At 41.2% G+C, this 24,936-nt stretch carries 16 protein-coding genes; 7 read left to right on the top strand and 9 right to left on the bottom strand.

The annotated features are described in order from the left end of the window. Nucleotide 1 precedes the first annotated feature (1 nt). From rhaT to SD427_RS12980, 7 genes are all read left to right on the top strand, one after another. A complete protein-coding gene (gene rhaT, locus SD427_RS13010) occupies nt 2-1,090 on the top strand; it encodes an L-rhamnose/proton symporter RhaT (RefSeq protein WP_320558237.1) in 1,089 nt (362 codons plus the stop codon). Nucleotides 1,091-1,421: 331 nt separating this feature from the next. After that, nucleotides 1,422-4,466 carry a SusC/RagA family TonB-linked outer membrane protein gene (locus SD427_RS13005; protein ID WP_320558236.1) on the top strand — a complete coding sequence of 1,015 codons (3,045 nt, stop codon included), beginning with the start codon at nt 1,422-1,424 and terminating at the stop codon, nt 4,464-4,466. Nucleotides 4,467-4,484: 18 nt separating this feature from the next. Beyond that, the gene (locus SD427_RS13000) at nt 4,485-6,548 is read left to right on the top strand and encodes a RagB/SusD family nutrient uptake outer membrane protein (RefSeq protein WP_320558235.1); all 2,064 of its coding nucleotides are present in this window, start codon (nt 4,485-4,487) and stop codon (nt 6,546-6,548) included. 195 nt (nt 6,549-6,743) lie between these two features. Beyond that, nucleotides 6,744-8,846: a bifunctional aldolase/short-chain dehydrogenase gene (locus tag SD427_RS12995; RefSeq protein ID WP_320558234.1), complete on the top strand. Its 2,103-nt coding sequence runs from the start codon at nt 6,744-6,746 to the stop codon at nt 8,844-8,846. A gap of 201 nt (nt 8,847-9,047) precedes the next feature. After that, nucleotides 9,048-10,328, top strand: coding sequence for a TIM barrel protein (locus tag SD427_RS12990; RefSeq protein WP_320558233.1), 1,281 nt, complete (start codon nt 9,048-9,050; stop codon nt 10,326-10,328). A gap of 579 nt (nt 10,329-10,907) precedes the next feature. Then, nucleotides 10,908-12,296, top strand: a complete 1,389-nt coding sequence (locus tag SD427_RS12985) for an FGGY-family carbohydrate kinase (RefSeq protein WP_320558232.1) — start codon at nt 10,908-10,910, stop codon at nt 12,294-12,296. A 3-nt stretch (nt 12,297-12,299) separates the two neighbouring features. After that, nucleotides 12,300-13,451 carry an alpha-hydroxy acid oxidase gene (locus SD427_RS12980; RefSeq protein WP_320558231.1) on the top strand — a complete coding sequence of 384 codons (1,152 nt, stop codon included), beginning with the start codon at nt 12,300-12,302 and terminating at the stop codon, nt 13,449-13,451. 10 nt (nt 13,452-13,461) lie between these two features. Here the strand turns inward: SD427_RS12980 and SD427_RS12975 are convergent, their stop codons facing one another. The 9 genes from SD427_RS12975 to SD427_RS12935 all read right to left on the bottom strand — a co-directional run bounded on the left by SD427_RS12975 (nt 13,462) and on the right by SD427_RS12935 (nt 24,579). Further along, the gene (locus tag SD427_RS12975) at nt 13,462-13,809 is read right to left on the bottom strand and encodes a hypothetical protein (RefSeq protein ID WP_320558230.1); all 348 of its coding nucleotides are present in this window, start codon (nt 13,807-13,809) and stop codon (nt 13,462-13,464) included. Then, nucleotides 13,809-14,162: a hypothetical protein gene (locus SD427_RS12970; protein ID WP_320558229.1), complete on the bottom strand. Its 354-nt coding sequence runs from the start codon at nt 14,160-14,162 to the stop codon at nt 13,809-13,811. The genes SD427_RS12975 and SD427_RS12970 overlap by 1 nt, the downstream gene beginning before the upstream one ends. A gap of 27 nt (nt 14,163-14,189) precedes the next feature. Next, the gene (locus SD427_RS12965) at nt 14,190-14,450 is read right to left on the bottom strand and encodes a hypothetical protein (RefSeq protein WP_320558228.1); all 261 of its coding nucleotides are present in this window, start codon (nt 14,448-14,450) and stop codon (nt 14,190-14,192) included. Nucleotides 14,451-14,744: 294 nt separating this feature from the next. Further along, entirely contained in the window at nt 14,745-15,203 is a 459-nt protein-coding gene (locus tag SD427_RS12960; RefSeq protein ID WP_320558227.1) for a hypothetical protein, read from the bottom strand. 141 nt (nt 15,204-15,344) lie between these two features. Next, nucleotides 15,345-15,788, bottom strand: a complete 444-nt coding sequence (locus SD427_RS12955; protein ID WP_320558226.1) for a nuclear transport factor 2 family protein — start codon at nt 15,786-15,788, stop codon at nt 15,345-15,347. Between the two features lie 142 nt (nt 15,789-15,930). Beyond that, on the bottom strand, nt 15,931-16,977 hold the full coding sequence (locus SD427_RS12950) for a GntR family transcriptional regulator (RefSeq protein ID WP_320558225.1): 1,047 nt from the start codon (nt 16,975-16,977) through the stop codon (nt 15,931-15,933). Between the two features lie 425 nt (nt 16,978-17,402). Further along, nucleotides 17,403-19,538: a hypothetical protein gene (locus SD427_RS12945; protein ID WP_320558224.1), complete on the bottom strand. Its 2,136-nt coding sequence runs from the start codon at nt 19,536-19,538 to the stop codon at nt 17,403-17,405. Between the two features lie 9 nt (nt 19,539-19,547). Further along, nucleotides 19,548-23,156 (bottom strand): DUF4450 domain-containing protein, encoded by a 3,609-nt coding sequence (locus tag SD427_RS12940; RefSeq protein WP_320558223.1) that lies wholly within the window; start codon nt 23,154-23,156, stop codon nt 19,548-19,550. 13 nt (nt 23,157-23,169) lie between these two features. Next, nucleotides 23,170-24,579 carry a glycoside hydrolase family 28 protein gene (locus SD427_RS12935; RefSeq protein WP_320558222.1) on the bottom strand — a complete coding sequence of 470 codons (1,410 nt, stop codon included), beginning with the start codon at nt 24,577-24,579 and terminating at the stop codon, nt 23,170-23,172. Between the last annotated feature and the right edge of the window lie 357 nt (nt 24,580-24,936).

Genomic DNA, 24,936 nt, shown 5'->3' with positions numbered 1-24,936 from the left:
TATGAATGCACTGTTAGGGGTTTTTTTTCATTTTCTGGGAGGCTTTTCTTCGGGGAGCTTTTATCTGCCATATAAAAAAGTAAAGGGATGGTCCTGGGAAACCTATTGGCTGATCGGCGGTGTTTTTTCATGGATTATTGTTCCGCCCCTGGCCGCTTTTCTTACCATTCCCGGTTTCTGGGAAATTATCCGGAATGAAAGTTCATCCATCTTGGGACTGACGTTTCTGTTCGGGGCACTCTGGGGAATCGGCGGTTTCACATATGGCCTGGGTGTGCGTTATTTAGGCGTGGCTTTGGGAAGCAGCATTATCCTGGGGCTTTGTATGGTTTTCGGGTCATTGGTCCCTTCGGTTTTTTATGAATTTTCTCCGCAATCGGGAAAAGATAATATCGGTCTCATGATGTCAAATCCATGGGGACAGTTTGTCTTGCTGGGGCTTTTTGTATGCGTTATAGGAATCATCATCAGCGGAAAAGCAGGGATGATGAAGGAAAAAGAACTGCAGACCGAATCCACGGATCCTCACGGAACTTCAGTAAAAACGGAGTACAAGTTTGGGCTGGGATTAATTGTTTCCATCATATCGGGAGTGCTGAGTGCCTGTTTTAATTTCGGGTTGGAAGCCGGAAAACCGATGGCCAATGTAGCCAATGAAGCATGGAAGCTCGCCAATCCGGACCAGGGGGAATTCCTCTTTCAGAATAATGTAACGTACGTTGTTGTGCTTTGGGGCGGGATGGCCGTCAATCTGATCGGATGCCTGTACCTGGCTTTTAAAAATAAATCGTATACCGATTATACCAAGAAAAATGTTCCGGTTGTAAAAAATATTATTTTCTGTGCACTGGCAGGAACAATGTGGTTCTTACAGTTCTTTTTCTACGGAATGGGAGAGAGCAAAATGGGGAATGGCCCAAGCTCATGGATCCTGCACATGGCATTTATTATTTTCATTGCCAATTTATGGGGAATCATCATTAAAGAATGGAAAGGGGTTTCAAAGAAAACGGTAAAGACCATTACAGCAGGCATGATTGTCATTTTTATTTCTATCCTGATTGTGGGCTACGGAAATTCCCTGAGATAGATTTCATGATTTATAGTTTCATTTATATTTATATAGTTCAATTTTTGTAAGGCACTGATATTTTTCAGTGCCTTTTTTATGCTGACAAGTGATATTTTTGTAAAATGAATAAGCAGATAATTCCACATTCCGGTAATTTAATTTCGATATGATATTTTAAATATAATGGGTTTATACTTATTTAAATTATTATAAATTCCCGATTTTAATATAAATGTAGGTAAATAATTAAGATAAATTATGAATTATATAATGCAGGATATGGCAGGATGCCAGAACTTTTCTAACAGTGTACATTGTGACATATTTAAACGCTAATAAAAATTAATATATGTCTTTGATAATTAAACACAAGAATATAAAGCGAATCGTTTTTCCTGCTTTTATGCTTTCGACAAGTTTTGTCTGGGGGCAGCAAGCGGTGAATGATACGTTGAAAAGGGATGTAAAAGATATTGAGGAAGTAGTAGTGATCGGTTACGGTAAAGTTAAGAAATCAGACTTGACGGGATCGGTAGCTTCAGTTTCTGCAAAAGACCTGGCGGCAACACCGGCAATGAATGCACTGCAGGCACTGCAGGGAAGAGCGGCCGGACTGAATATTGTTACAGCGGGCGGTGCACCGGGCGCCGGGGCAAACGTAACCATTCGTGGTGGGGCTTCCATTACCCAAGGGACGGAACCGTTATATATCGTAGACGGTTTCCAGCTGGATAATGCACTGAACATCATCAATCCCAATGATATCGAAAGCATTGATGTACTGAAAGGAGCTTCCGCCATCGCCATCTATGGTGCCCGTGGTTCCAACGGTATTATTGTTATCAAAACAAAAACCGGAAAAAAAGGGAGGGTAACCATCAGCTATAACTCTTTTATGTCATTTGACATGCTTTCCAAGAAGCTGGACATGGTTTCCAATGCGGAGCAGTATGTAAAATACCAGTATGAACTGGCCCAGTTAAGCGGCGGCGCCACAAAATGGAGCAATGTGTTTGACAACAGTCTGGGAACAGATACTCCAGGGTTTTATACCGGCGCGTACAGCAGGATCAGCAACAGATACGGATCGGCACCCACACTGGACTGGCAGGAGAAAATGCTGGGAGGAACGGGTGTTACACAGAACCATAATGTAAGTGTTTCTGCAGGTACGGATAAGACCCAGACCTTCATCAGCTACAATTATAACAAACAGGACGGCTTGCTGCAGAATTTCAGCGAAACAAGAAACTCATTGCGTGCCAACGTCAATTCAGAACTGTATAAAGGAATCCGTCTGGATTTCAGTTCCATGTTTACTTCAAATTCAACAAACGGCGGCGGTGCTTATTCCGGAATGAAGAAAATATTGCTTCAGCCGATTACCGGAGGAACACTGTTTACCCAGGACCAGTTATTCAATACGCAGACTTTCCCTGATTTCTCGGCTTTGGATTCTAGTTTTGATACAGAAAACCCATATATAGAAACGGCAGCATCTACCCAGAACAGACGTGCCAGGACATTTCTGGCCAATGTAGGTTTGGAGTTTGACCTGTTGAAAAATTTCACATTCAGGACTGCGGGCTCTTATAACTGGACGAATACCAAATCAACGGCGTTTTCAGATAGGAATTCCCGCGCTTTCCTGACGGATCCGGTAAACACAGGGATCAATGGAAGTATCGGGAATTCTGAAGCCTACCGTTACCAGATTACCAATACCCTGACTTATAATACGACGTTAGGTGAAAAACATAAAATTACCGGGCTGATCGGGAATGAAATTATCTATCAGGAAAATGAAAGCAACAGCATGAGGCTGATAAGGTTCCCAACGATTTTAAATTACGGCTTAGATGATGTTTCCAATGCTACCGTTGCTGATAAATCTGCAGACAGGTCTTCACTTAGTTTACTTTCTTATTTTGCTCGTGTAAATTATAACTATGATAACCGTTATTTATTAACGGGGACGATTAGACGTGACGGATCCTCAAAATTTGGCCCTGAAAACAGATGGGGGTTATTTCCATCGGTAGCTGCGGCCTGGAGGGTTTCTGAAGAAGGTTTCTGGAAAAATTCTAAGATTGAAAATTATGTCAATGACCTGAAGTTCAGATTTGAATATGGAATCGTAGGAAATAACAGCATCCCGAATAACGTATTCAGAACCAATGTAACGGCAACCGACTATCCTTCCAATAATACAATAGGTAACCTGGCTTTAATGACAAGCAGTGTTCTGGGTAACCGTATTGTTCAGTGGGAAGAGATGAGATCTACAAACTTAGGGGTAGATTTAGCTTTATTCAACAACAGGATTAAATTAACCGGTGAATTCTATAATAACAATGTAAGCAGCATGTTGCTGGAGACTGTACTTCCTGCATCTACGGGATACAGAAGCCAGTTTGTGAATGTGGGTTCTATGAAAAATACCGGGATGGAATTCACCTTAAACTCAGTCAACTTAAAATCTGAAAATTTCAGATGGTCTACGGATGCCAATATCGGATTTAACAAGTCAAAAGTATTATCTCTTGATGAAGGCAGAACTTTCAGAACTTTCAGCGTAGGCGGCAACAGATCAGGTATGGTAACGTATTATGCCAATGTTGGAGAAGAACTTGGGGATATGTACGGATATGTGTATCAGGGGATTTATACCACAGATGACTTTACCCAGGGGCCGAACGGGACATTTATCCTGAAAGCGGGTGTTGTAAAGCCTGCATCCGGAACGCCGAAGCCGGGAGACATGAAGTTTGCGGCTGATAATGCTGCCGGAGACCAGTTTACAAGGAAATTGGTAAAAATAGGGAACGGAACGCCGGACTTTATCGGAGGAATCAGCAATAATTTTTCTTACAAAGGCTTTGATCTGGCCGTGTTCCTGAAATTCAGCGTAGGGGGCGATATTTATAATGCAACCAAACAGAGTTTAAGCCCTTACGGCGTGTTTCAGAACGTACCTTCGGAATTCGGGGATAATTATTATCATCTTATTGATCCTAATACCGGACAGGCAACAACCAATCTGGAAAGATTAAAAGAACTTAATCCTAACGAAGGCTCAAGCCTCTGGAGTTTAAGCAATACCAATACCGCCAATATTACCTATCCTTCGTCCTATTATGTGGAAGACGGTTCTTATCTGAGGGTTTCCATAGTTACGCTGGGATACTCTTTTCCTAAAGAATTTTTAAGCACGGTAAGACTGACGAATGCACGTATTTATGCAACGGTTAATAACTTAGCAACCATTACAGGGTATTCAGGATATGATCCGGAAGTTTCAGCGGCAAGCGGTGTTGCGGTTACTCCGGGATATGACAGTTCTTCCTTCCCAAGGTCCAGAAGTTACGTCCTGGGCATCAATCTTACATTTTAATATTTAATTGTTTCAGTCATGAAAAACATAGTTAACAAGCATAATTTCATTAAGAGATTAATCATAATCCCGTCTATTCTGATCGGCGGGCTCAGCATCAGTTCCTGCAGCGACGAGTTTTTAAACCAGCCTGCCTACAACTCTTCTGATACAGAATCGGTTTTTACCAATATAGAAACGGCGGATGCATTTGTTCAGGGCCTTTACAGAGGCCTGGTCCCTACAGAAATGTTCTATCAGCTGGGCGCAGGGGATACGGTGACGCACTCTGCGGAAGACGGAACCACCAATAACTCCAAATACAATATCGCCAACTATCAGTATGATGCCTATACGCCGAATACCGTGACCGGGATATATGCCGCCATGTATGCAGTGATCGAAAGAACCAACATCGCGATCGACAGGTTGCCGGATATGCCGGCCAGCCCGAAGCGTGATGCATTACTGGCAGAAGCAAAAGCCATCCGCGCATTTTGCTATTACAACCTGATCAGGGTGTACGGTGACGTGCCTGCCATTTGGATTCCTTTGGAAGAGGCAGATCCCAATGATCCCAGTACACTGTATCCTAAGCGTACTTCACGTGATGTAATTTATGATAAGGTAATTGCTGACATCCAGGAATCAATCGGCAACATGCCGGCTTCCAACGGGACACCGGAAAGACTGAACAAGCAGTCGACCAACGCACTTTTGGCAAGGATTGCCCTCTATGCAGCAGGATACTCTCTCCGTTGGGACCTTAATACCGGAGCTGCAGGCACCATGTCCCGCCGTCCGGATAACGCAAGAGTTCAGCAGCTGTACCAGATTGCCGATGCAGCAGCGGCTTCTGTAATCAACGGCGGTACCAACAGCCTGGTACAGGCACAGGGCGGCAAAAGCGGCTTTGAAGCGCTTTGGTTCAATTTTGACAGAAGGAATTTCTCAGCGGTAAATCAGGAAATGCTCTGGCACATCGCTGAATACGGACCGAACACCAATTCGGCATTCGGAGTGTATGCACACCCGGGCTCAAGAGGAGGGACGTACGGATCCCGTAAAGCCCTGCAGTTTATCCTTCCAAGTTATTACCTTTCTTTTAACCCTGCAGATAAACGAAGGGATGTTGCTACAACGTCTTACAGTATCTACTTCTTAAGGACAGGTGCAGCAACTGACACCTGGGTAGATGTAGGAACTACGTATTCCTGTATTATGCCGGGCAAATTCAGGATTTCATGGTGTGTGGAACCACAGGCTGCAGATGCACGTAACCTGAATATTCCGATCATCAGATATGCTGATGTCCTGTTGATGTATGCGGAAACACAGAATTATTTAAACGGCGGGCCAACGGCTCAGGGTATTGCCGCTTTACAGCAGGTAAGAAACCGTGCGGGAATCGGTTCATTAGCCGTACCAAGCGGCCAGCAGGCGTTTGAATCAGCCATTGTTCAGGAGCGTAAGTGGGAATTCTCAGATGAATTTATGCTTCGTACCGATCTGATCAGGATGAACCGTCTTGCCAGTGAAATCGCTGCGACAAAACAGACGATGAAAAATTTATCCAACCGTACCGGTCAGTTTGCATCAACACCAATTTACAGACTTTACAAATATCACAAAAATACGCAGGTATACGGAGATCCTTTTCTGGCAGTTACTTATATCGATTTAACAGATCCTGCACAGATTGCACAGGTTCAGGCAGTTCCTACCAATTCTTCAGGATATGCAGCCTATCAGACGACGCTTAGAAATATAGCATTGGCAAACGGACAGACTTCAACAGCCGATGATAAATGGTATCCCGCAAATATGTTTCAGGCATATACCAGTACGTTTAACGGGAACGCCAGAAAGGCCGTAGGATTTATTGAAGGCTTTAACCAGCTTCAAGTCGGTAATATTATCTATACAAAACCAACCGGTGCGTTTGAAAACGGAGGCGTGTACCCAACCTGGATCGAAGGCAACGGAGACGGCCTTTTCTACGGATTTGTACCGAACAAAACAGAACTGCTTCCTTTTGCTGCGGCTTCTGCAGGGCACCCGCTGGTGGACAACCCGAACCTGACCCAGCTTCCCGGATATTAACCCGTACTAAAACACCACATCAAAATATTAAATCAATTTTAACCTTATGTTAATGACCGTACCGCTGAACCGGAATGTGATAAATATCATTGTTAAATGATCTTTAAATAATCGGTTCAGCAGTATAGTACGGGATGCTGTACCAGTTGCTACAGTCTAAATTTGGGTTAAAATTCAGAAACAAAAATAAAACAAATGGAAAACGTAAAAACATTCAGATACGTAGATTATTTATGGGACGAAAGTAAAGCCGCATCTTTTGGGGATGACCAGGTGGCTTTATTTTTATACCGTTCAAACATATTAGGAGCAGACTTAAGAATTACCAATTACGGTGGAGGTAACACTAGCTGTAAGACCATTGAAAAAGACCCGTTGACCAATGAAGAAGTTGAGGTAATGTGGGTAAAAGGTTCAGGCGGTGACATTGGGACACTGACCAGAAAAGGAATTGCCGGATTATATACGGAAAGGCTGAGAAACCTTAAAAATGTGTACGGCGGTCTGGCAGACGAAGACAGAATGGTAGGCCTGTTTGACCACTGTATCTTTGATCTGGACAGCAAAGCCCCTTCTATTGATACGCCGCTGCATGGTTTACTTCCGTTTAAACATATTGACCACCTTCACCCGGATGCTTTAATTGCAGTAGCTGCCGCAAAAGACAGCGAGGCCATTACCAAAGAAATCTGGGGAGACACCATGGGCTGGGTGCCTTGGCAGCGTCCCGGTTTTGATTTAGGACTGCAGTTGGAAAAATGTCTGGCTGATAACCCGGGAATCCGCGGGATCGTTTTAGGAAGCCACGGACTGTTTACGTGGGGAGACACTTCCTACGAATGTTATATGAACAGCCTGGAAGTCATTGAAACGGCTTCTGAATATATTGCTAAAAAAATCGTTAAAAACGGACAGGTCTTCGGCGGACAGAAAGTGGAATCCCTTCCTGCTGAAGAGCGTAAGGACAAAGCTGCGCAGTTAATGCCTTTGTTAAGAGGGCTGGCTTCATCTGAAAACAGAATGGTGGGCCACTTTACCGACAGCGAGGTAGTACTGGAATACATTAACAGCAATGACCTGGATCGTCTGGCACCTATGGGAACATCGTGTCCGGATCACTTCCTGAGAACAAAGATCCAGCCTTTGGTGTTGACATTGGATAAAAACGAAGATTTGTCTGATGCTAAATCTGTCCTTGAAAAATTAAATCCGCTTTTCGAACAGTACAGACAGGAATATAAAGAATATTATGAAACCTGCAGACATCCGAACAGCCCGGCAATGCGCGACCCGAACCCGGTAATCATCATTTATCCGGGAGTGGGAATGTTCAGTTTTTCAAAAGATAAGCAGACCACCCGTGTGGCCAATGAATTTTATGTGAATGCCATCAACGTAATGCGCGGCGCGGAAGCAATTTCCGAATACACTTCACTGCCTAGACAGGAAGCATTCGATATCGAATATTGGCTGCTTGAAGAAGCAAAGCTTCAGAGAATGCCGAAAGAAAAACCGTTGTCCAGAAAAGTTGCGATCGTTACCGGCGCAGGCGGCGGAATCGGGCAGGCAATTGCCGATAAAATGGTTCAGGAAGGCGCTGTGGTTGTTTTTACAGACCTTAATCAGGAAGCGGTAGAGTCTGTGACGGAAAAGTACAGCAAAGACCAGGCGGTTGCAGTCCCTTGTGACGTAACCAGTGAAGAGGCAATTGCCAATGCTTTCAAAGAAGCGGTATTGGCGTTCGGCGGAGTAGACATCATCGTGCATTCTGCAGGTTTGGCAATCTCCAAATCTCTGGAAGATACCACCACAAAAGACTGGGACCTATTGGAAAATGTGCTGGTAAAAGGACAGTTTTTAATGGCGAAAAGCGGTGTGGAAATTATGAAGAAACAAAATTTAGGAGGAGACATCGTAAACATTGCAAGTAAAAACGGCCTGGTGGCCGGTCCTAATAACGTAGCCTACGGAACTGCAAAAGCAGCACAACAACATATGACCAGATTACTGGCAGCAGAACTGGCAGCAGATAAAATCCGTGTGAATGTGGTGAATCCTGACGGGGTCATCGTAGGCAGCAAAATCTGGGAAGGTTCATGGGCAGAAGGCCGGGCAAAAGCAAACGGGATTACCGTAGAAGAACTGCCTGCATTCTATGCAAAAAGAAATTTACTGAACGAAATCATCCTTCCGGAAGATATTGCCAACGGAGTTTTCGCTTGTGTGGCTATTTTAGACAAAAGCACAGGAAACATTATCAATGTAGACGGCGGGATGGCCAATGCTTTCCCGAGATAAATTTTAAAACAGATAATGATTAAATTGCGGTTTAATCTTAAATAAAATTTTAAACCATTAAGAATAATGCAGGCAATTTAAGCTTGTGCTTTAAGAGATTTATTTCCCTTAATTAGCCTTACAACTTAATAAATCTTAATGGTTTAAATAGACTTATCATTTGACGGTTAAAAAATCAATTTTTAAAATTAAAATCAAAATATGATTATAGGAAAAGAGAGTATTGAACAATATAATAAAAACGGAGTTGAAAACTTTAATTCAGACTTTGATTTTCTACAGAATAAATTAACAAAATCAGGAGCCGATGTTGCTGAAATCGTTGACAAGATCGCTGATTTCCAGGTTGCCATTCCAAGCTGGGCTTTAGGTGCAGGCGGAACAAGATTCGGGAGGTTTTCGTACGGCGGCGAACCTTCCTCTTTAGAGCAGAAACTGGATGATGTAGGGCTGATTCATGCCTTAACACATTCTGCAGGAGCCGTTTCTTTACATATTCCATGGGATATCCCTACTGATATCAAAGCCATAAAAGAAAAAGCAGAAGCCCACGGTCTTTTGTTTGATGCGATGAACTCCAACACGTTCCAGGATCAGCCGGGAGGAAAACAATCCTATAAATTCGGTTCTCTGAACGCCGTGAATGAAGATGCAAGAGCCTTTGCGGTAGAGCATAATAAGGAAGTGATCAGGATCGGAAAAGAGTTGGGTTCCAAAAGCCTTACCGTTTGGCTGGCAGACGGCGCAAGCTTTCCGGGACAGCTGAATTTCCAGACCGCTCTGTCAAATACAGAGAAAAGCTTAAAGGAAATCTATGCAGGCATGCCGGAAGACTGGAAACTGTTTATTGAATACAAACCTTACGAACCGAACTTCTATTCGACCACCATCCAGGATTGGGGAACGTCCTTTATGCTGGCCAATGCCTGCGGTGAAAGAGCATATACACTGGTAGACCTAGGTCACCACTTACCAAATACCAATATCGAGCAGATTGTTGCCACCCTGATGTACAAAGGGAAACTGGGCGGGTTCCATTTCAACGACAGCAAATACGGGGATGATGATTTAACGGTAGGTTCCATTAAGCCTTATGCCTTATTCCTGATTTTCAATGAGCTGGTGTACGGCATGGAAAACAATCCGAACAATCCTTATCCGGCCTGGATGATCGATGCGAGCCATAACATCAAAGATCCGTTGGAAGATCTCTTACAGTCTTTGGAAGCTATTTTAATCGCTTATGCACAGGCACTTCTGGTAGATCAGAAAGCCTTAAAAACGGCACAGCTGGAAAATGATGTTGTCCGCGCGCAGGAAATTTTGCAGAATGCCTACAGAACGGATGTGCGTCCGTTATTACAGGCGGCAAGAGCGAAAACCGGTGCCGCGCTGGATCCTGTTGCGGCCTACAGAAACTTAAAGGTAAGAGAAAACTTAATTGCCGAAAGAGGTTTTGAAACCAAGGCCACCGGGTTATAAGCCGGCTGAATTTTGATAATTCCAACGTTCGGGTGCAACCGGAAGTTTAATTATAAGTATCCTTATATTTTTATCATTAAGGTTGAAGTGTTTAGATGAACATGGTTTCAGGCATGGCTTGCCGCGTAAGAATCAGTGGATTTTTTCTTGCCGCACCGTACCGTCTAAACACTCCTTAATGGGTTTGAAATTATTTTAACAGTCTGGAAGACAATAGGTAAATGTTGTTTTTTAAGTCAGTCTGCATAAGGGGGACGGTTGCGTGCTTTATTAAGTACAACAACTCCTTTACAAGCTTAAAAGCGGCATGCTGTTGAAAAAAACTAAGTAAATTCTGCCTTAAAACATCAGGATCTGTAAATCAGATTTAAAAACTAATAACCATTTAAATAATAAACGCAATGGGAAACCTTGCATGCTTTGTTAAGCGGAATGCCCTTACTGATATATTAATTATGTATCCGGATCGGCAAAACTTAACGGCAACGAACGGGCTGTTAAAAATATTAGCAGGCTCTGTAAATCACATAAAAAAAACTAATAACCATTTTATCATAAATCATTAAATTCATCTCAGGAATGTCCAAAAAAAAGAAGGTAACCATTGTATTTGATATTGGGAAAACCAATAAAAAGTTTTTCTTATTTGATAAAAACTACAAAGAAGTTGTGCGGGAATATACCGAGCTTCCTCTTACTGCCGATGAAGATGGTTACCCTGCTGAAGATCTTGCCGCACTGCAGAACTGGATCAAGGATAATTTTAATGCCATGCTTGAAGATGAAAATTTTGATGTAAAAGCCATTAATTTTTCCACCTACGGAGCCAGCTTTGTACACCTGGACCACAAAGGGAATGTTCTGACCCCTTTGTACAACTACACAAAGCCGATGGATCAGGAAATCCTCGACCTGTTTTACGAAAAACACGGAAACAAGCTGAAAATTGCCCGTGAAACGGCATCGCCCCAGACAGGCATGCTTAATTCCGGGTTGCAGCTGTTCTGGCTGAAATACAAACATCCGGAAGTTTTTAAAAAAATCCGGTACAGCCTTCATCTGCCTCAGTATTTATCTTATCTTTTTACAGGGATTTGTGTGTCGGAATTTACGTCAATCGGCTGCCACACCAATTTATGGGATTACGATAAAGCAGATTATCACGACTGGGTATACGAAGAAGGGATCGATGCTTTGCTGGGACCCATTGTTCCGACTTCTGCGAGCATCAATACCTCTTACAGAAATAAAAAAATGAAGATCGGGGTCGGAATCCATGACAGTTCTTCCGCATTGCTGCCTTATATTTTAAGCAAAAAAGAACCGTTTTTATTGCTCTCAACCGGGACATGGAGTATTTCTTTAAATCCTTTTAATGACGAAAGCCTGACGGATGAAGATATCGAAAACAACTGCCTGAATTACATGCGGATTGACGGTAAACGCGTGAAAGCATCCCGTTTTTTCATGGGCAATGAATACAAAATCCAGGTTGAAAAACTGTGTGCCTATTACGGAAAAGAATACGGGTTCCACAGGGAAGTACAGTTTGATCAGGACCTGTACCTGCGCCTTATGAAAAACAAGAATATCTATTTCCGTTTTGAAGGTATTATTCTGAAGCGTAAAATGATTACGGCAACTGATTTAAACTCGTTCGCGACTTTTGAAGAAGCGTACCATCAGCTGATGATTGAACTGATGGATTTGCAGATCCATACCATTGCCAATGCCATCGGGAATTCAGAGATCAAAAACATTTATATCGACGGCGGTTTTACGGACAACGATGTCTTTATGAAACTGATGTCCCACCATTTCCAGCACTACAACGTGATGTCAACACATTCCCCATTAGGATCGGCTTTGGGCGCATCCATGGTAATTTCCAACAAGAAAATAGACGAAACTTTTTTACAGCAGCATTATCAGATGAAAGTGCTTCAACCCTTAATTCTTAATTTATAAAACATGGCATTTCCATTTGATACCAATTATGCTTCCCTTGAACTTTTAATTGAAAGAGCCAAGAAAAAAATGCCCCGTTTTGCTTTCGAATACCTGGATGGCGGTTGCAATGAAAATATCAACCGGGACCGTAATACAAACGAACTGAGAGATGTCCTGCTTCGTCCGCGCTACCTGAACAACAACTATGCGGAAGCCAATATGGAAACGGAATTGTTCGGCGTGAAATATTCTGCACCATTCGGGATTTCTCCCGTTGGTTTACAGGGACTGATGTGGCCGAATGCTCCGGAAATTTTAGCAAAAGCAGCTTTTAAGCATAACATTCCTTTTATTTTAAGTACGGTAACAACCAGCAGTATTGAAAGAATTGCTGAATTAACGGAAGGAAAAGCCTGGTATCAGCTGTACCATCCGAGAGAAGAATGGCTTCGGAATGATATTCTCGACCGTTGTGATGCTTCAGGTTATGATGTACTCGTTGTTTTGGCAGATGTTCCGACGTTCGGATACCGGGCAAAAGAAATCAGGAATGGCCTGGCCATGCCGCCGCAGCTGAATTTCAGAAATGTTTCCCAGGCGTTGGCAAGACCGGAATGGTGCCTGGAAATATTGAAACACGGCGTTCCCAGTTTTAAGACCATGGAAAAATACATGGACAAAAACATGAACGTGAAGCAGTTGGGACAGTTCATGAACGCTACATTTTCCGGCAGGTTAAATTCAGATAGGATCAAAGCCATCCGTGATCAATGGAAAGGGAAGCTGGTGATTAAAGGCGTTGCTTCCGATGAAGATGCGGCTGAAGCAGTACGTTTGGGATTTGATGGGATGATCATCTCCAATCATGGCGGAAGGCAGCTGGATGCCGGGGAATCTACGATTGCCGTGGTGAAAGAAATCAGCGAAAAGTACAAAGGGCAGATCAAGATTATGATGGACAGCGGCGTCAGAACCGGTCCGGATGTTGCCCGTGCGTTAAGCTGCGGTGCCGAATTTACCTTTATGGGACGCACATTTATGTATGCTGTGGGAGCCTTAGGCAACAAAGGCGGCGACCATATTATCGAAATGCTTAAAATGCAGTTCAGACAGGTCATGGAGCAGGTTTGTTGTGATACGCCGGAGGAACTGCAGAATTTCAGGGTGAAGTAACTGGGGAAAGTCAAATTCTGTTAATGAAATATTCGATAAACCAGTTTGGAAATTTTTCTGGGTCGATCTTTATTTTTAGTTCCTGATCATATGATTCTGCAATCAGTACCATTTCATTTGAATTATCAAAAAGATATGCTCGGTCAGCGAGCCGAAGAGCCGGCAGCAGGTTTTCTAATGTACTTTGATATCTTGATACAATTTTTTGAGCATTCACATCGTGTCCTCCTTTCATTACTCTGTTTCTAACTTTTGAAATATTTATTTTCGGAGAATCCAGACAAATAAAATAGAGATAAATTTTATAGCCCAATTTCTTGGCTTCTTCAATTTCATTAAGTTTTGAAACATGGCTCATTACTGATTCAAATGAAAAAGATCTTGATTTTTAAGCAAATGTCCTCGTATAAAAGATGTTATTAAAGTAGCCACATAACTATGAGTATTTCGGGATTTGTTTACAATAATATTTTCTTTTATCTCAATGTCAATTTTTAACCCTGATTGTTCTGATTTTTTTAATAATGATCTGGTATCTGTATTTTCAAAAAATAACAATAAATCATTTTGCGTCAGTTCTAAACAAAAAGACTTCAAATCAATGAAGCCTTTTTCTGATATTTCCTTTTCAACCAGATCTGAATTTATAAAAATTCCTGAATTGTGATTTACTTTAAATGAATCAAATAATGTAGATTTTCCTGAACCCATTGGGACCTGCAAAAATTCTTAATCTCTTCACTTTAGACATATGATACTCCCTTTTTTCAGATTTGATCTTTTTGAATCAATCTTTTTTAAGTTAGCAGTTTTTATCATATTATTATCGTATACTTTAAAAATTGCACCATCTTTTATAATATCATAAGATATATCTAATGCTTTTGAAGAACGTTTAGCATTTGATGAAGCATCTTTTGCAAACTCAATAACGATTCTTCGATCCTTCACTCTTTCAATGATTTTTCTTCTGTTTCTTCTGTTTGACCTTCTCTGCATAACATTGATATCTGATTAGCTAATTTACAATTTTAATTCCATTCAAATATAATTGGTGATCATCCTAATAAAATGGTTTGAAATGAAATCCGGCCAATTGGTGGAAAAGTTTGTTGTGAGAAGCCGGAAGATTTGCAGAGCTTCAGAGTGAAGTAGGTTTATCTGAATTATCGTAAAATATTTTTTGTTAAGTATAAAAATACTAGAACTTTTTACTTATTGAAAATATAATTTACCAAAAACGATTAGAAAAAAATTAGACTGTTTTACCACAGAAATATTTCAATTTAGTTTTCATTTAAATTCCATTAAGAATAAATCTGCTTTGTATGTTTCAGTCCATTTATAGTCTTTTTTATATCGAATAATTTTAAATCCATTATTCACAAATCTATGATAGTTTTCAGCTGTACATTTTGATAAAATTCTTTGAGTTTTAATTTTTGGAATAATAGATTTTATGAAAAAATCTTCATAATAATCTTGCAAAAATTTATATTCAAAAAATTCATACAATAATTCAATGTATGCTATTGCTTTATTATTTTTAATTTCATTTTTAAATCCAGCTATTAAGCATAATGTATTGTTAACCTCTACACAATAAACTTTATCAACAGATGAAATAAGATCATTTACAAAACTTTTTGCTTCATTTTCGTCAAAATAGTAGGGCGTATTAATTATCAAATTATTTATTGTCAAATCAATGTCCTTCTCGTCAAAACTTCTAAAAAAATATATGTCTGACATGCTTTAAAATTTTATATCCTTTTCAAAAATAAAAAATCTGTTCAGAGGAAAAAAATATTGAAACTTTCATATACGTATTTACATAAAAAGAAATTGCGAAATTTATCTCTTTGAATTTATATTAATAATCATCTTGATAAGTTACTTTTTCTTCTCCGATTTCACCGCCTGCCTGGCCAGTAACTTCCAGTCTTTTTTTACTTTTACCCAGACCAGTACGGTATCCAGCGTCACATCGCCCGGCGCTTTTCCCATGTCAGCCGTGGTGGCATAAAAATGATGGCGCACAATCGCTGTCTTCCCGACAATATGGACAGTCTGATTAGTAATATCAATGGTTAGGAAATCTGATTTTTTGCTTGCTAATTTTTCGACAAATTCTTTAGCGTCATCAATGTGCCCACCGGAATGTCCGTATGTTAACTCCGGTAAAATAAGAGATTCAAGGGATGACCGGTCTCCGCTTACCATGGCGGATCTCAGCTTTTCGGCAGCATCCGCTACCAATTCCTGGTCATTCTTTTTCTGTCCGGATACGGCAATTACCATCAGAAAACCCACGGCAAAAACTAATTTCTTAATCATAATAAATATTTTTTAAACTTTATATATTTTTATACATCTTATACATTCGATCATTCTGTAAACTGCACCTTGATAAATTTTCAAATCAGAGTCAATAAATTTAGTGCAATCGATTGCTCAATTTATCCGAAAAAAATTTAATTTATAAAGAGTCCCTCTGGATGAATTTAAAGACATTGTTTACCTGTTCTTTTTTATTTTTAAGGATCATGTAGGCGGCAGATTCTCCCATGGCTTTAAAATCAGTCGTAATCACCGTAATTCCAAGCAATTCCTTAAGTGGCGTTTCATTGTAGGAAATGATTCCGATGTCTTTGCCCAACACAAGATTTTTCTGCCTGATCTGCTTTACCAGATTCACCAGGTCGCGTTCCCGGATGGTGATAAAAATATCTTTGTCCTGCAATTCCATGTCCGGATAAATCTCATCAAGAATCTCATAATCAAGTTTAAAATCCTTGCAGAATTTCTCAAAGCCGCGTACAATACGGAAAGGGTATGGATGAATGGATTTGTCCGGATACACCAGAATGATTTTCTCATACTTCCTGATTTTCTCCAGGCCTTCTTCCAGCGCATTGTAGATATCATGTTCAAAATCCTGGAAAATAGACCCGTATTCCCCTGAAATATTGGGTTTTGTGTTGTCAAGCAACAGCAGCTTGTTCTTAGGGATCTGCTCAATCATATCCAGGACTTCCTGGGTGGAACTCGTATGCTTAGACTGCTCGTCCCGGAAATGCGGCATCACGACGTAATAATCAAATCCGCCGAGGTTTTTTTTCAGGGCATTGATGAAAAGCGTTTCGTCACAATGGTAAATGTACATCTCAACATTGCCTTTGGTACCGATTGCATTGACGAAATAATTGTAGATCATCATTTTGTAGGTACTCGGCTTATTGATCAGGAAAAAAATATTGATGATGTCGTTTTTATTAATCCGGGAAATATAATATCCTTTTCCTTTTACAGATTCGATGATCTGTCTTCTCCGAAGTTCTTTATAAGCTTTTTCCACCGTATCCCTGGAAAGGAAGCAGGATTCGCTCAGTTCATTGATGGAAGGGATTTTTTCCCCGATTTTTATTTTTCCTCCGTCAATTCCGTTCAGAATAGAATCTACAATCTGTTTGTATTTCGGAACCCTGGAGTTTTCGTTGATATTGATTTCAAGTGTATCTGACATGATATTTTAGATGGGAGATGTTGTTTCAGTTAAAAAATCTGTTAACAAGACCGTATAATGAGTGAAGACAAGTTACAAAAATTTATGTTATATGATACATAACTTTGTTTAATTGGAATTACGTGGATAAGAATTTTGTTTTCAATATGTTATGGTTTTTTTCTGATATCCGCTTAATATTGATGAAAACACCGGTTTTGCAAGTGAAGTTACAGATTCAGGACTTAGTTTTAGATAAACGTTGCGTTCTTACGATTTAGTATAACCTTAGTGAATGGTTGTTTAAAATGTATAAAATAATATTACCAGCTGATTTTCATTACTCTGTTACTATGGATAAATAGGGCTTTAATCCGGAAATCCGAACAAAAAAGCCTGCCCTTTTCAGAACAGACTTTAAAAAAACTATATGAATGTGAAATTGTTTAAGGCATTTTTTTAAATCCTTCCGCTTTTATTTTCCAGCTGCCGTCTTTCGGGAAACCGGGGAATTGTCCGGTTGAGCTGTCCCAGCCTTCAAGCATCATGGCAACAGTTGTCAAAACGCCGCCGTTTCCGGGAAGGTAAATACGAAGTCTCTTATCCTGGAAGTTATGTCCGTTTTTCAGATAGGTGTTGGTTTGGATATTCATAAACAAAGCATCCAAAGCTTTATTCGGAAGTCCGAGTCGTGCTGCGTTCATTGCCGTCATCGGGAAGTCCCAGCCCCAGGTATGCTCCCAGTTCCATCGTTCCCAAACGATATCCAGCGTGTTTTTCATTGTTTTTTTGTCCAGTTTCGGAGATTCGGGAACCATTCCCAACGCACCCAGAACAGCAGGGTGGTCAGTCATCCATTTTGGATAGGTAAATGAGTCTTTCGCTGATTCTGTCGATAAATAAACGCCATCCTGAACCGGAAGCGGAGCCAGTTTACTGATGACATCGTCCCATTTTTTATCCCTTGGCTGTCCCAGTCTTTCTTTCCATTGCTGAGCCGTCTTCAGTGCCCAGTCCCAATACGCTACTTCATAAGTAGGATTGTACGTATCTTTCGCCGGGAAAACTTCCTGTGCAGGAATGACGCCTTTCCCCAGGTTATAACGTTTTTTTTCTTTGTCGTAAGTCGCAAAATCCGCCATAAAATCTGCTGTGGCAAAGATTAAATCTTTATATTTTTCCAGCACTTTTCTATCCTTGCTGTTGCGGTACAGAAGTTCGGTCATATAAATGATATGCGGTTGTTCCCAGATCAGGAAGGCAGCAACGGAAGACGGACTTTCATTTCCTTCGTTATCGGACATTTTAATCCATCGTACGCCTTTGTAGCCTTGCCTTTCCGCTAATTTTTTTGCTTTGTCAAATGTTCTGAAATAATAATCCAGTTGCTTTTCCAGAATTTCAGGCCTTCCCCATAAAGCATAATGAACGCCGTGCCACCAGTGCATTTCGGTATGCGGCTTTCCGTACCAGCTGTTGAAGGTTAGGCCCGTTTCCTGCGGCGGATTGCTTCCTCCGCACTGTACTTTGGTTAAATATTCTGATAAGACAACTCTTCGTTCAAGCTCATTGGCCCTCGGGTCTGTACTTCCTTCAAAATCAACGGCAGCACCGCTTTCCCAGAAATTTTTCCATCCTGAACTGCTTTCTTTCTCTGCATCGGCAAATAAAGTCCTGCTGCTTTTCGGTTGTTTTGCAGAAAATTCAACGCTCAGCTCCAGCGTCTTATTTTTGGAAGAAGGCTCATACACAAAGTAATGTTTTCCGGCTTCACGAAGTTTGCCTTCCGTAAAGTTAAACTGCGTAAAATAATCCGTGCTTTGCAGCGTATGCTGAATCAGTCCCTGCGTAGATTGCGAAGAAACGATTTTTGTGGAATGGTCATTTTCATTTCCGTAAAAAGCCGCATCATCCAGAAACTGTCCGGTCGGAGATGGATAGCGGGCGAAAACCTTTAACCTGTTTTGAGAAATCAAGTCCGATTCAATTTTCACTCCTATTTTATCTGAATTCTGAAAAGATGCCGTCCATACTTTTACCGGAGTTCCTTCCAAAGAAAATTCGCTGGTGACAATTCCCGTCCACAAGTCAATTTTCTGATTAACGTTCGTCAAATCTGAGATTTTTGCTTTCCGGCCGTCTTTCGTAAGCATTTCAATCCCGATGTTCCCCAATTGCAGGCGGTGTTGGTTGACCCGATAATATTCAACGGCTCCTTTGTTTCGTTCCGGCTCTTTCAGCTGCACACTATATAAGGCCTTACGCCCGTCATTATTGAAATCATAGACTTTTAAAGTCTCCTCAAATGTATAATTCTGCATATTTGGAAAACTGTTCCAGCCCCATTCAGACTGGGTTCCCAATGAAACACCGTTTTTGTAATACTCCGGGAACGACTGCATTCCGGTAATGTCTACCGTATAGGCAAATTTCCCGTTACCGACTGTCAGAGTAGAAAGCGTATCTGCTTTTGTGTTGACTACATTATGACGCTGAACAACCTTCTTACGGTCGATTTTCTGGGCATGTAAGGATGAGAATCCGATACAGAAAAGGCTCAGATATATTGCAATTTTCTTCATTTTTTAAATTTATTTAAGAACAGTGGCACTCATTATTCCAATGACTACATCGTTGCTCACTGCCGTTAGTTTTATGGTTTTCAACTCTTTGTTTGGGTCAATCGGTACATCCAGGATCGTTGCAGCACCGCCGTCTACCTGCCGGTCTGTAAATCCTTTGATGCTTGAGTAGTTGCTTAATGTCCCGCCTTTGTACAATTCTCCGGTTTTCAGTTTTACCCGGTACGGAATTTTATCATCCGGAATTTCAAAAGCAAAATTATCATCAAACAGATCCTGCTCAACCGGCCACCAGTTGGTTGGGTTTTTCAGCTCCAGTTCTTTTGTGGAACCGTCAGAATACTGAACGGTAATTTTTCCGTTTACCATCTGCGACTGCATCGGATTCGTGGAACCTGCCATCAGGAAATAGATTTTCCTTCCTTTTCCCGAAACCGGAATTTCAAGCGAATCCGGATAGTTGTCCCATTGGCTCACAAACGCAATGTTTTTATCCGTTTTATCAATTAAAAATGGAATTCCGAGGAAACCGACTTTGCCGTTTTTTCTTTTGTTCATCAATCCGCTGTCATCGATCTGAGCATTGATTAACGGATAGCACCAGTTTCCGATTCCCTGCCACGGCAATTGTAAGGTCGAAACTTCCAGCCTTGGGGAAAGGTATTTCTGATTGAAAATCTCAGTTACTTTTTCATTATATTGTGATGCTAATGAAATATTGTTAAAATTACCTTGGTTTTCAATGTTCCAGTCCGTAATTTCAATATTCTGTTTGATTCCCTTGTAATCGAGTTGAACAGCATTGGTTCCTTTGCTTAAGATATCAGCAGGAATTTCAATGGTTGTATTGTGATTTTTCTGAACTGAAAAACTTTGATTAAAACCATTAATAGATAGTTTTCCATTAATTGAACTGGATGATCTTGATTGAATCTGAATCTTTTTATTCATCCATTTTATTTCCAAAGGAAAACGGATATCCACATTTACCGGCTGCCACCAGGTGGTCCCGCCTTGCTCAACCTCCACGAAAAAAGTTCCTTTCCTTTCTTGTTGGTTAAGTTCAAACTTGTGAGTTACTACCCCGCCTTCTTCCTTTGGTCGAATCCACCCCTCCGGTGGAAGAGGATTTTTAATCAACCCTTGCGGGTCGTAGATATTTTTTATTTTCTTTTTTGAATCGAAATTCAGCTGAAGATTTTCAGAAATATAATTAACATAATCAGTCTGTTCATTCTTTAGTGCTTCTCCGGAATACTTGATTTCAATTTTAAAATCTTTTCCCTGCGGCGTTTCAAACTGAACAAAAGGCTGCAGAATGGAATTGGGTTTAATTTTCCAACCGACTTTTTTTCCATTCACTTTGACCGATCTGAGGTTGGAATAGTTCACTGGAATCTGCATTTCCAGCGCCACCGGATCCTGATGTTTTGATTTAAACAGATATTCGGTTCTCTTGGAAGTTCTCGTAAACCGGTATTCCCAGTCCGGAAGTTTTAGTTCTGCAGAATTCCAGTCTTTCGGAAATCCGGGTTTGATGCTGATTCTATTCTCCAGTAAATTGGGATAGACCCCGAAAAGTCCTTCCGTCAACGTTCTTGAGGCCACGCCAATCGGGTCGGCAAAATCGCGGTACAGTTCTCCACGGAATGCATCGTAATGCGAAAGCTGTTCAAAATTCCCCGGGCTGATGCCGTAATACATCGATTCTACCAGGTTTCCTTTCCAAAGCCGGTACGCATCTTCAGTTCTGCCTGCCTGCCAGTATGCCAGAGCGGTCTGTAAATTTTCCGCCAACGCCACATTGTTAATGGACCAGTCATAAGGCTGCCAGTTGGTGGTGGAAAGCGTGTAATAGTTTTTATCCTGTTCTCCTTTTACCGCCACCGGAATTTTCGGCGTATGATGGTTGATGTACTGCAAATTCTGGTACTCCTCAAATTCATTCAGGATAAATGCATCGGAAACATGGTAAATTGACCATATTCCAGGTTGATCGTGAACGGTCTGATTTCCCAAAGCATCTTTGTATTCCGCAAAATATCCTTTTTCTTTAATCCAGAGCTGGTTTTTCATCGCTTTTAAAATCGCATCAGCTTCCTGATCATAAGGTTGCGGATTTTCACCAATAATTTTTGCCAGTTTTGCCATTTCACAGTTGGCTCTGTAATTATAGGCCGAAGTATGCGTCACTTTTCCGCCGGAATACTGCAGCGCATCGCTTGCCCAGATCGCTGCATAGGCATCATACAGGTCACCTCGTTTGAAATTCCGTTTTTCCCAGTCCATATGGCGAACCATCGCCGGCCACATTTTTTTGAGAAACGCTTGATCGCCCGTATAATTGAAATGCGAGAACATCTGGTCAAAAAATACCAGATTCATATCATAATGGTGCGGTTTTGTGTTGTCATTCGGGTTTCTGGAAATGTAGCCGCTTGAGAAAACTGAAGTTCCCATTTTTTCTTCGTGACGGGCAAGGTGCCGCATCGTGTCCATTTCAACAGGCGCAAAATCCGGTTTTAAAACCTGCGAATTGGCATAACTTTCAAAATGTTCTTTTGCGCGGTCGTGCCAGCTCAGAGCATCGGCTGTGTAAGCGCCGCGCCACGCATTCAGCCGCATTCTCCAGGCCACGGCGCCGTGAAGGAAGGTCGGGCTTTCCCAGATTCCGTCTGCGGCAACCGCTAAATTAGCTCCGAATTGAGTTAAATCCGCATCCGGAGTTTTAAGTTGAATCCGGTTTGTTAACATCAAACGGGATTTTTCAGCTTCTTCAAAAATGTTCTTCAACGCTTCATCCGAAAAATTCTGGTCTGATTTCCCTTTGGCAACCTGAATATAAACCGGATTTTTTTGTGAAGAATAAGAGGCGTAAACAATCGGAGATTTGTCTGTTTTATTTTGAGTAAACTCAGCCAATTTTTCTAAAGTCGTCGCATCGGTTTGCTGTAATGAACTGACATTTGAAAAACTTCCGTAAACGGTTTGAGTTTCTTTTTTCTTATTTAAATAATTGAGTTGAAACTGATTTTTGTTTAATTGAAACTGATTGTTCAGACAATATTCCGGCAACAGGTAAAATCCGGATTCCGGGTCTGCGCCGATGTCGCCGTTTCTGCTGAACGCTGTTCCGCTTGCACCGCCGTAAACCGCATAGATTTTTGCTGAAGAATCTATATTGACCGTTTCCATTTTTAAAACCAGGCCTTCTTCATTAGCCTGTGCCAGAACGGTCAGTTTTAAACTTCCGGTTCCAAGAACCGGGTCTTTGATTTCATACAGCATGGAACCCGGCCGGTAGCGGGTTTCAATTTGATCAGCCTGAATTAATTTCTTGATTGAGTTCCCTTTCTGAATCACGAACTGGAGGTTGCCGCCCATGCCCGGAAGATACAATGCAAATTCCGGCAAATCTCCGGCTTCCACACGTGAAGCACGGTTATCGCCATACAGCGCGCGGTTGAACCGGTATTTTCCGTTAACCAATAAAAAATCGCCTTTATCTTCTTTATAATGCAGTTCACGCTCGCTGTTCTGCCAGTGTTTCGACTGGGAAAACGAGTGTGAAAATGCCGATAGAATAATCAGTCCGGCGAAAATGGATGTTCTCCGCATTTTATGGTTATGGTTATCGTTTTGGTTTTAACTCAGTTAATGGCTGTCCGTTAACGGTTACATTTTTTAGGGTCACATTTTTCAGATAATCCACTTTATAAGGGATCTGGACACCAACCATTTTAGCATTAATCATTGTAAAGTCTGTTACGGGAGAAGATTCGTAAGCGTCAGAGAATACTGCATATTTTCCGCCTTTTTCTACGGTTAAATTTTCAACCCAGATATTCCTGATGGTCGGGATATGGTTCCCCGGCTTTTCATAATGCATATTGAAACGCACTGCGGCTTCTTGATAAGCCCCGACCTTTGTATTGTAAAAAAATACATTTTCAATGGTTCCGCCGCGGCTTGAGCTGGTTTTGATTCTTAAAGCGCGGTCAAGATTTTTACTGTCCATCAGGTTCCCTACAGCATAAATATTTTTCGCTCCGCCTGCAATTTCGCTTCCGATAACGACTCCGCCGTGGCCGTCTTTCATTTCACAGTTTTCAATAATGTGGTTTTCGGCAGGCCTGCCGATATCTCTTCCGTCTTCGTCTCTTCCGGATTTGATGGCAATGCAGTCATCTCCGGTATCAAAATAAGAATCTTTGATCCACACATTTTTACAGGCTTCAGGATCGAAACCGTCGTTGTTCGGTCCGTGGCTGATGACTTTTACCCTTTCAATCAGAACATTCTCACACAGAACAGGGTTCAGGTTCCACATCGGGGAATTTTTTACCAGAACGTCTGCCATATAAAAGTTTTTAGATTTATAAGGCTGAACGAAGTTCGGTCTCAGATAATACCCGTCCCCGAAAATCCTTTCCCTGGCAGGCTTTCTCTGCGCCATGTATTCATGAAGCTTGGCACGGGCCGGATTCTGTCTGCCCGGGCGGGATTCGTTATATCCGTATTTTGTTGCCCCGCACCAGAACCACCAGTTGTCGTTATCGGAATTTCCGTCCAGCGTCCCTTTCCCGGTTACGGCGATATTTTCTTCCTCGTATGCATAAATTAAAGATGAATAATTCATACACTCCATTCCTTCCCAACGCGTAAAAACGATAGGGTAGTCATTGCTGTTCTGGCTGAATAAAACAGTTGCTCCTTCACTTACATGCAGATTGACATTGGATTTTAAATAAATGGCCCCTGTCAGGAAAATTCCGTTGGGAACAACAACCCTTCCGCCGCCTTCTGCGCTGCATTTTTCAATGGCTTTTTTGAAAGCTTTCGTATTTTTTGTTTTCCCGTCGCCCACAGCTCCGAAATCCGTTATCAGATAATCAGCATTTCTGAATTCAGGCTTTTTAATCTGTTTTTTTAATGCTTTGATTTCTTTTAAAGGCTGTTTTGCGGAAGTCCATGGTTTATACTGAGCCGATAGCGTTATGGACAGTGAAAATACGAGGAGAATCAAGGTAAGCTTTTTCATAAAGTCTGCAAATTGTTTAGTGTAAGAGAGTCTGTCTTTAATTAATTCCTTTGTTCATCGCAATCTAAACCAATCGGAATAAAAAATTATCCTGCACTGTCTGTACTTTAGATGAATCATCAATAGTAAAGATAATCGATTGCATGATTTCAAAGGTATTAAATGTGTTAGATCCCTGATGAATATATTATTTAAGCTTTTTTATTAAACATGATTAACATCTTGCAATTTTTGCAATCCAAACAAAAAGCTGAATATATTATGTATATAAACAGTGTGAAGACTGATAAATATTAATAAAATGTATAATGTATGATGTATCGGCGTTATTTTATAAAAATTAATGGATTTAATTAT

Origin of the sequence: Chryseobacterium sp. JJR-5R (assembly GCF_034047335.1) — a bacterium.
Classification (GTDB): domain Bacteria; phylum Bacteroidota; class Bacteroidia; order Flavobacteriales; family Weeksellaceae; genus Chryseobacterium.
The sequence above is the reverse complement of the archived record's forward strand: the minus strand, read 5'-3'. Positions and strand labels throughout refer to the sequence as shown.

Excerpts from the sequence above, each read along its gene's own strand:
- SD427_RS12945 (WP_320558224.1), bottom strand. The coding sequence starts at position 19,538 with ATGAAGAAAATTGCAATATATCTGAGCCTTTTCTGTATCGGATTCTCA.
- SD427_RS12980 (WP_320558231.1), top strand. The coding sequence starts at position 12,300 with ATGGCATTTCCATTTGATACCAATTATGCTTCCCTTGAACTTTTAATT.
- SD427_RS12975 (WP_320558230.1), bottom strand. The coding sequence starts at position 13,809 with ATGAGCCATGTTTCAAAACTTAATGAAATTGAAGAAGCCAAGAAATTG.
- SD427_RS12970 (WP_320558229.1), bottom strand. The coding sequence starts at position 14,162 with ATGGGTTCAGGAAAATCTACATTATTTGATTCATTTAAAGTAAATCAC.
- SD427_RS12940 (WP_320558223.1), bottom strand. The coding sequence starts at position 23,156 with ATGCGGAGAACATCCATTTTCGCCGGACTGATTATTCTATCGGCATTT.
- SD427_RS12950 (WP_320558225.1), bottom strand. The coding sequence starts at position 16,977 with ATGTCAGATACACTTGAAATCAATATCAACGAAAACTCCAGGGTTCCG.
- SD427_RS12935 (WP_320558222.1), bottom strand. The coding sequence starts at position 24,579 with ATGAAAAAGCTTACCTTGATTCTCCTCGTATTTTCACTGTCCATAACG.
- SD427_RS12985 (WP_320558232.1), top strand. The coding sequence starts at position 10,908 with ATGTCCAAAAAAAAGAAGGTAACCATTGTATTTGATATTGGGAAAACC.
- SD427_RS13005 (WP_320558236.1), top strand. The coding sequence starts at position 1,422 with ATGTCTTTGATAATTAAACACAAGAATATAAAGCGAATCGTTTTTCCT.
- SD427_RS12990 (WP_320558233.1), top strand. The coding sequence starts at position 9,048 with ATGATTATAGGAAAAGAGAGTATTGAACAATATAATAAAAACGGAGTT.
- SD427_RS12960 (WP_320558227.1), bottom strand. The coding sequence starts at position 15,203 with ATGTCAGACATATATTTTTTTAGAAGTTTTGACGAGAAGGACATTGAT.
- SD427_RS12955 (WP_320558226.1), bottom strand. The coding sequence starts at position 15,788 with ATGATTAAGAAATTAGTTTTTGCCGTGGGTTTTCTGATGGTAATTGCC.
- SD427_RS12965 (WP_320558228.1), bottom strand. The coding sequence starts at position 14,450 with ATGCAGAGAAGGTCAAACAGAAGAAACAGAAGAAAAATCATTGAAAGA.
- SD427_RS13000 (WP_320558235.1), top strand. The coding sequence starts at position 4,485 with ATGAAAAACATAGTTAACAAGCATAATTTCATTAAGAGATTAATCATA.
- SD427_RS12995 (WP_320558234.1), top strand. The coding sequence starts at position 6,744 with ATGGAAAACGTAAAAACATTCAGATACGTAGATTATTTATGGGACGAA.
- rhaT (WP_320558237.1), top strand. The coding sequence starts at position 2 with ATGAATGCACTGTTAGGGGTTTTTTTTCATTTTCTGGGAGGCTTTTCT.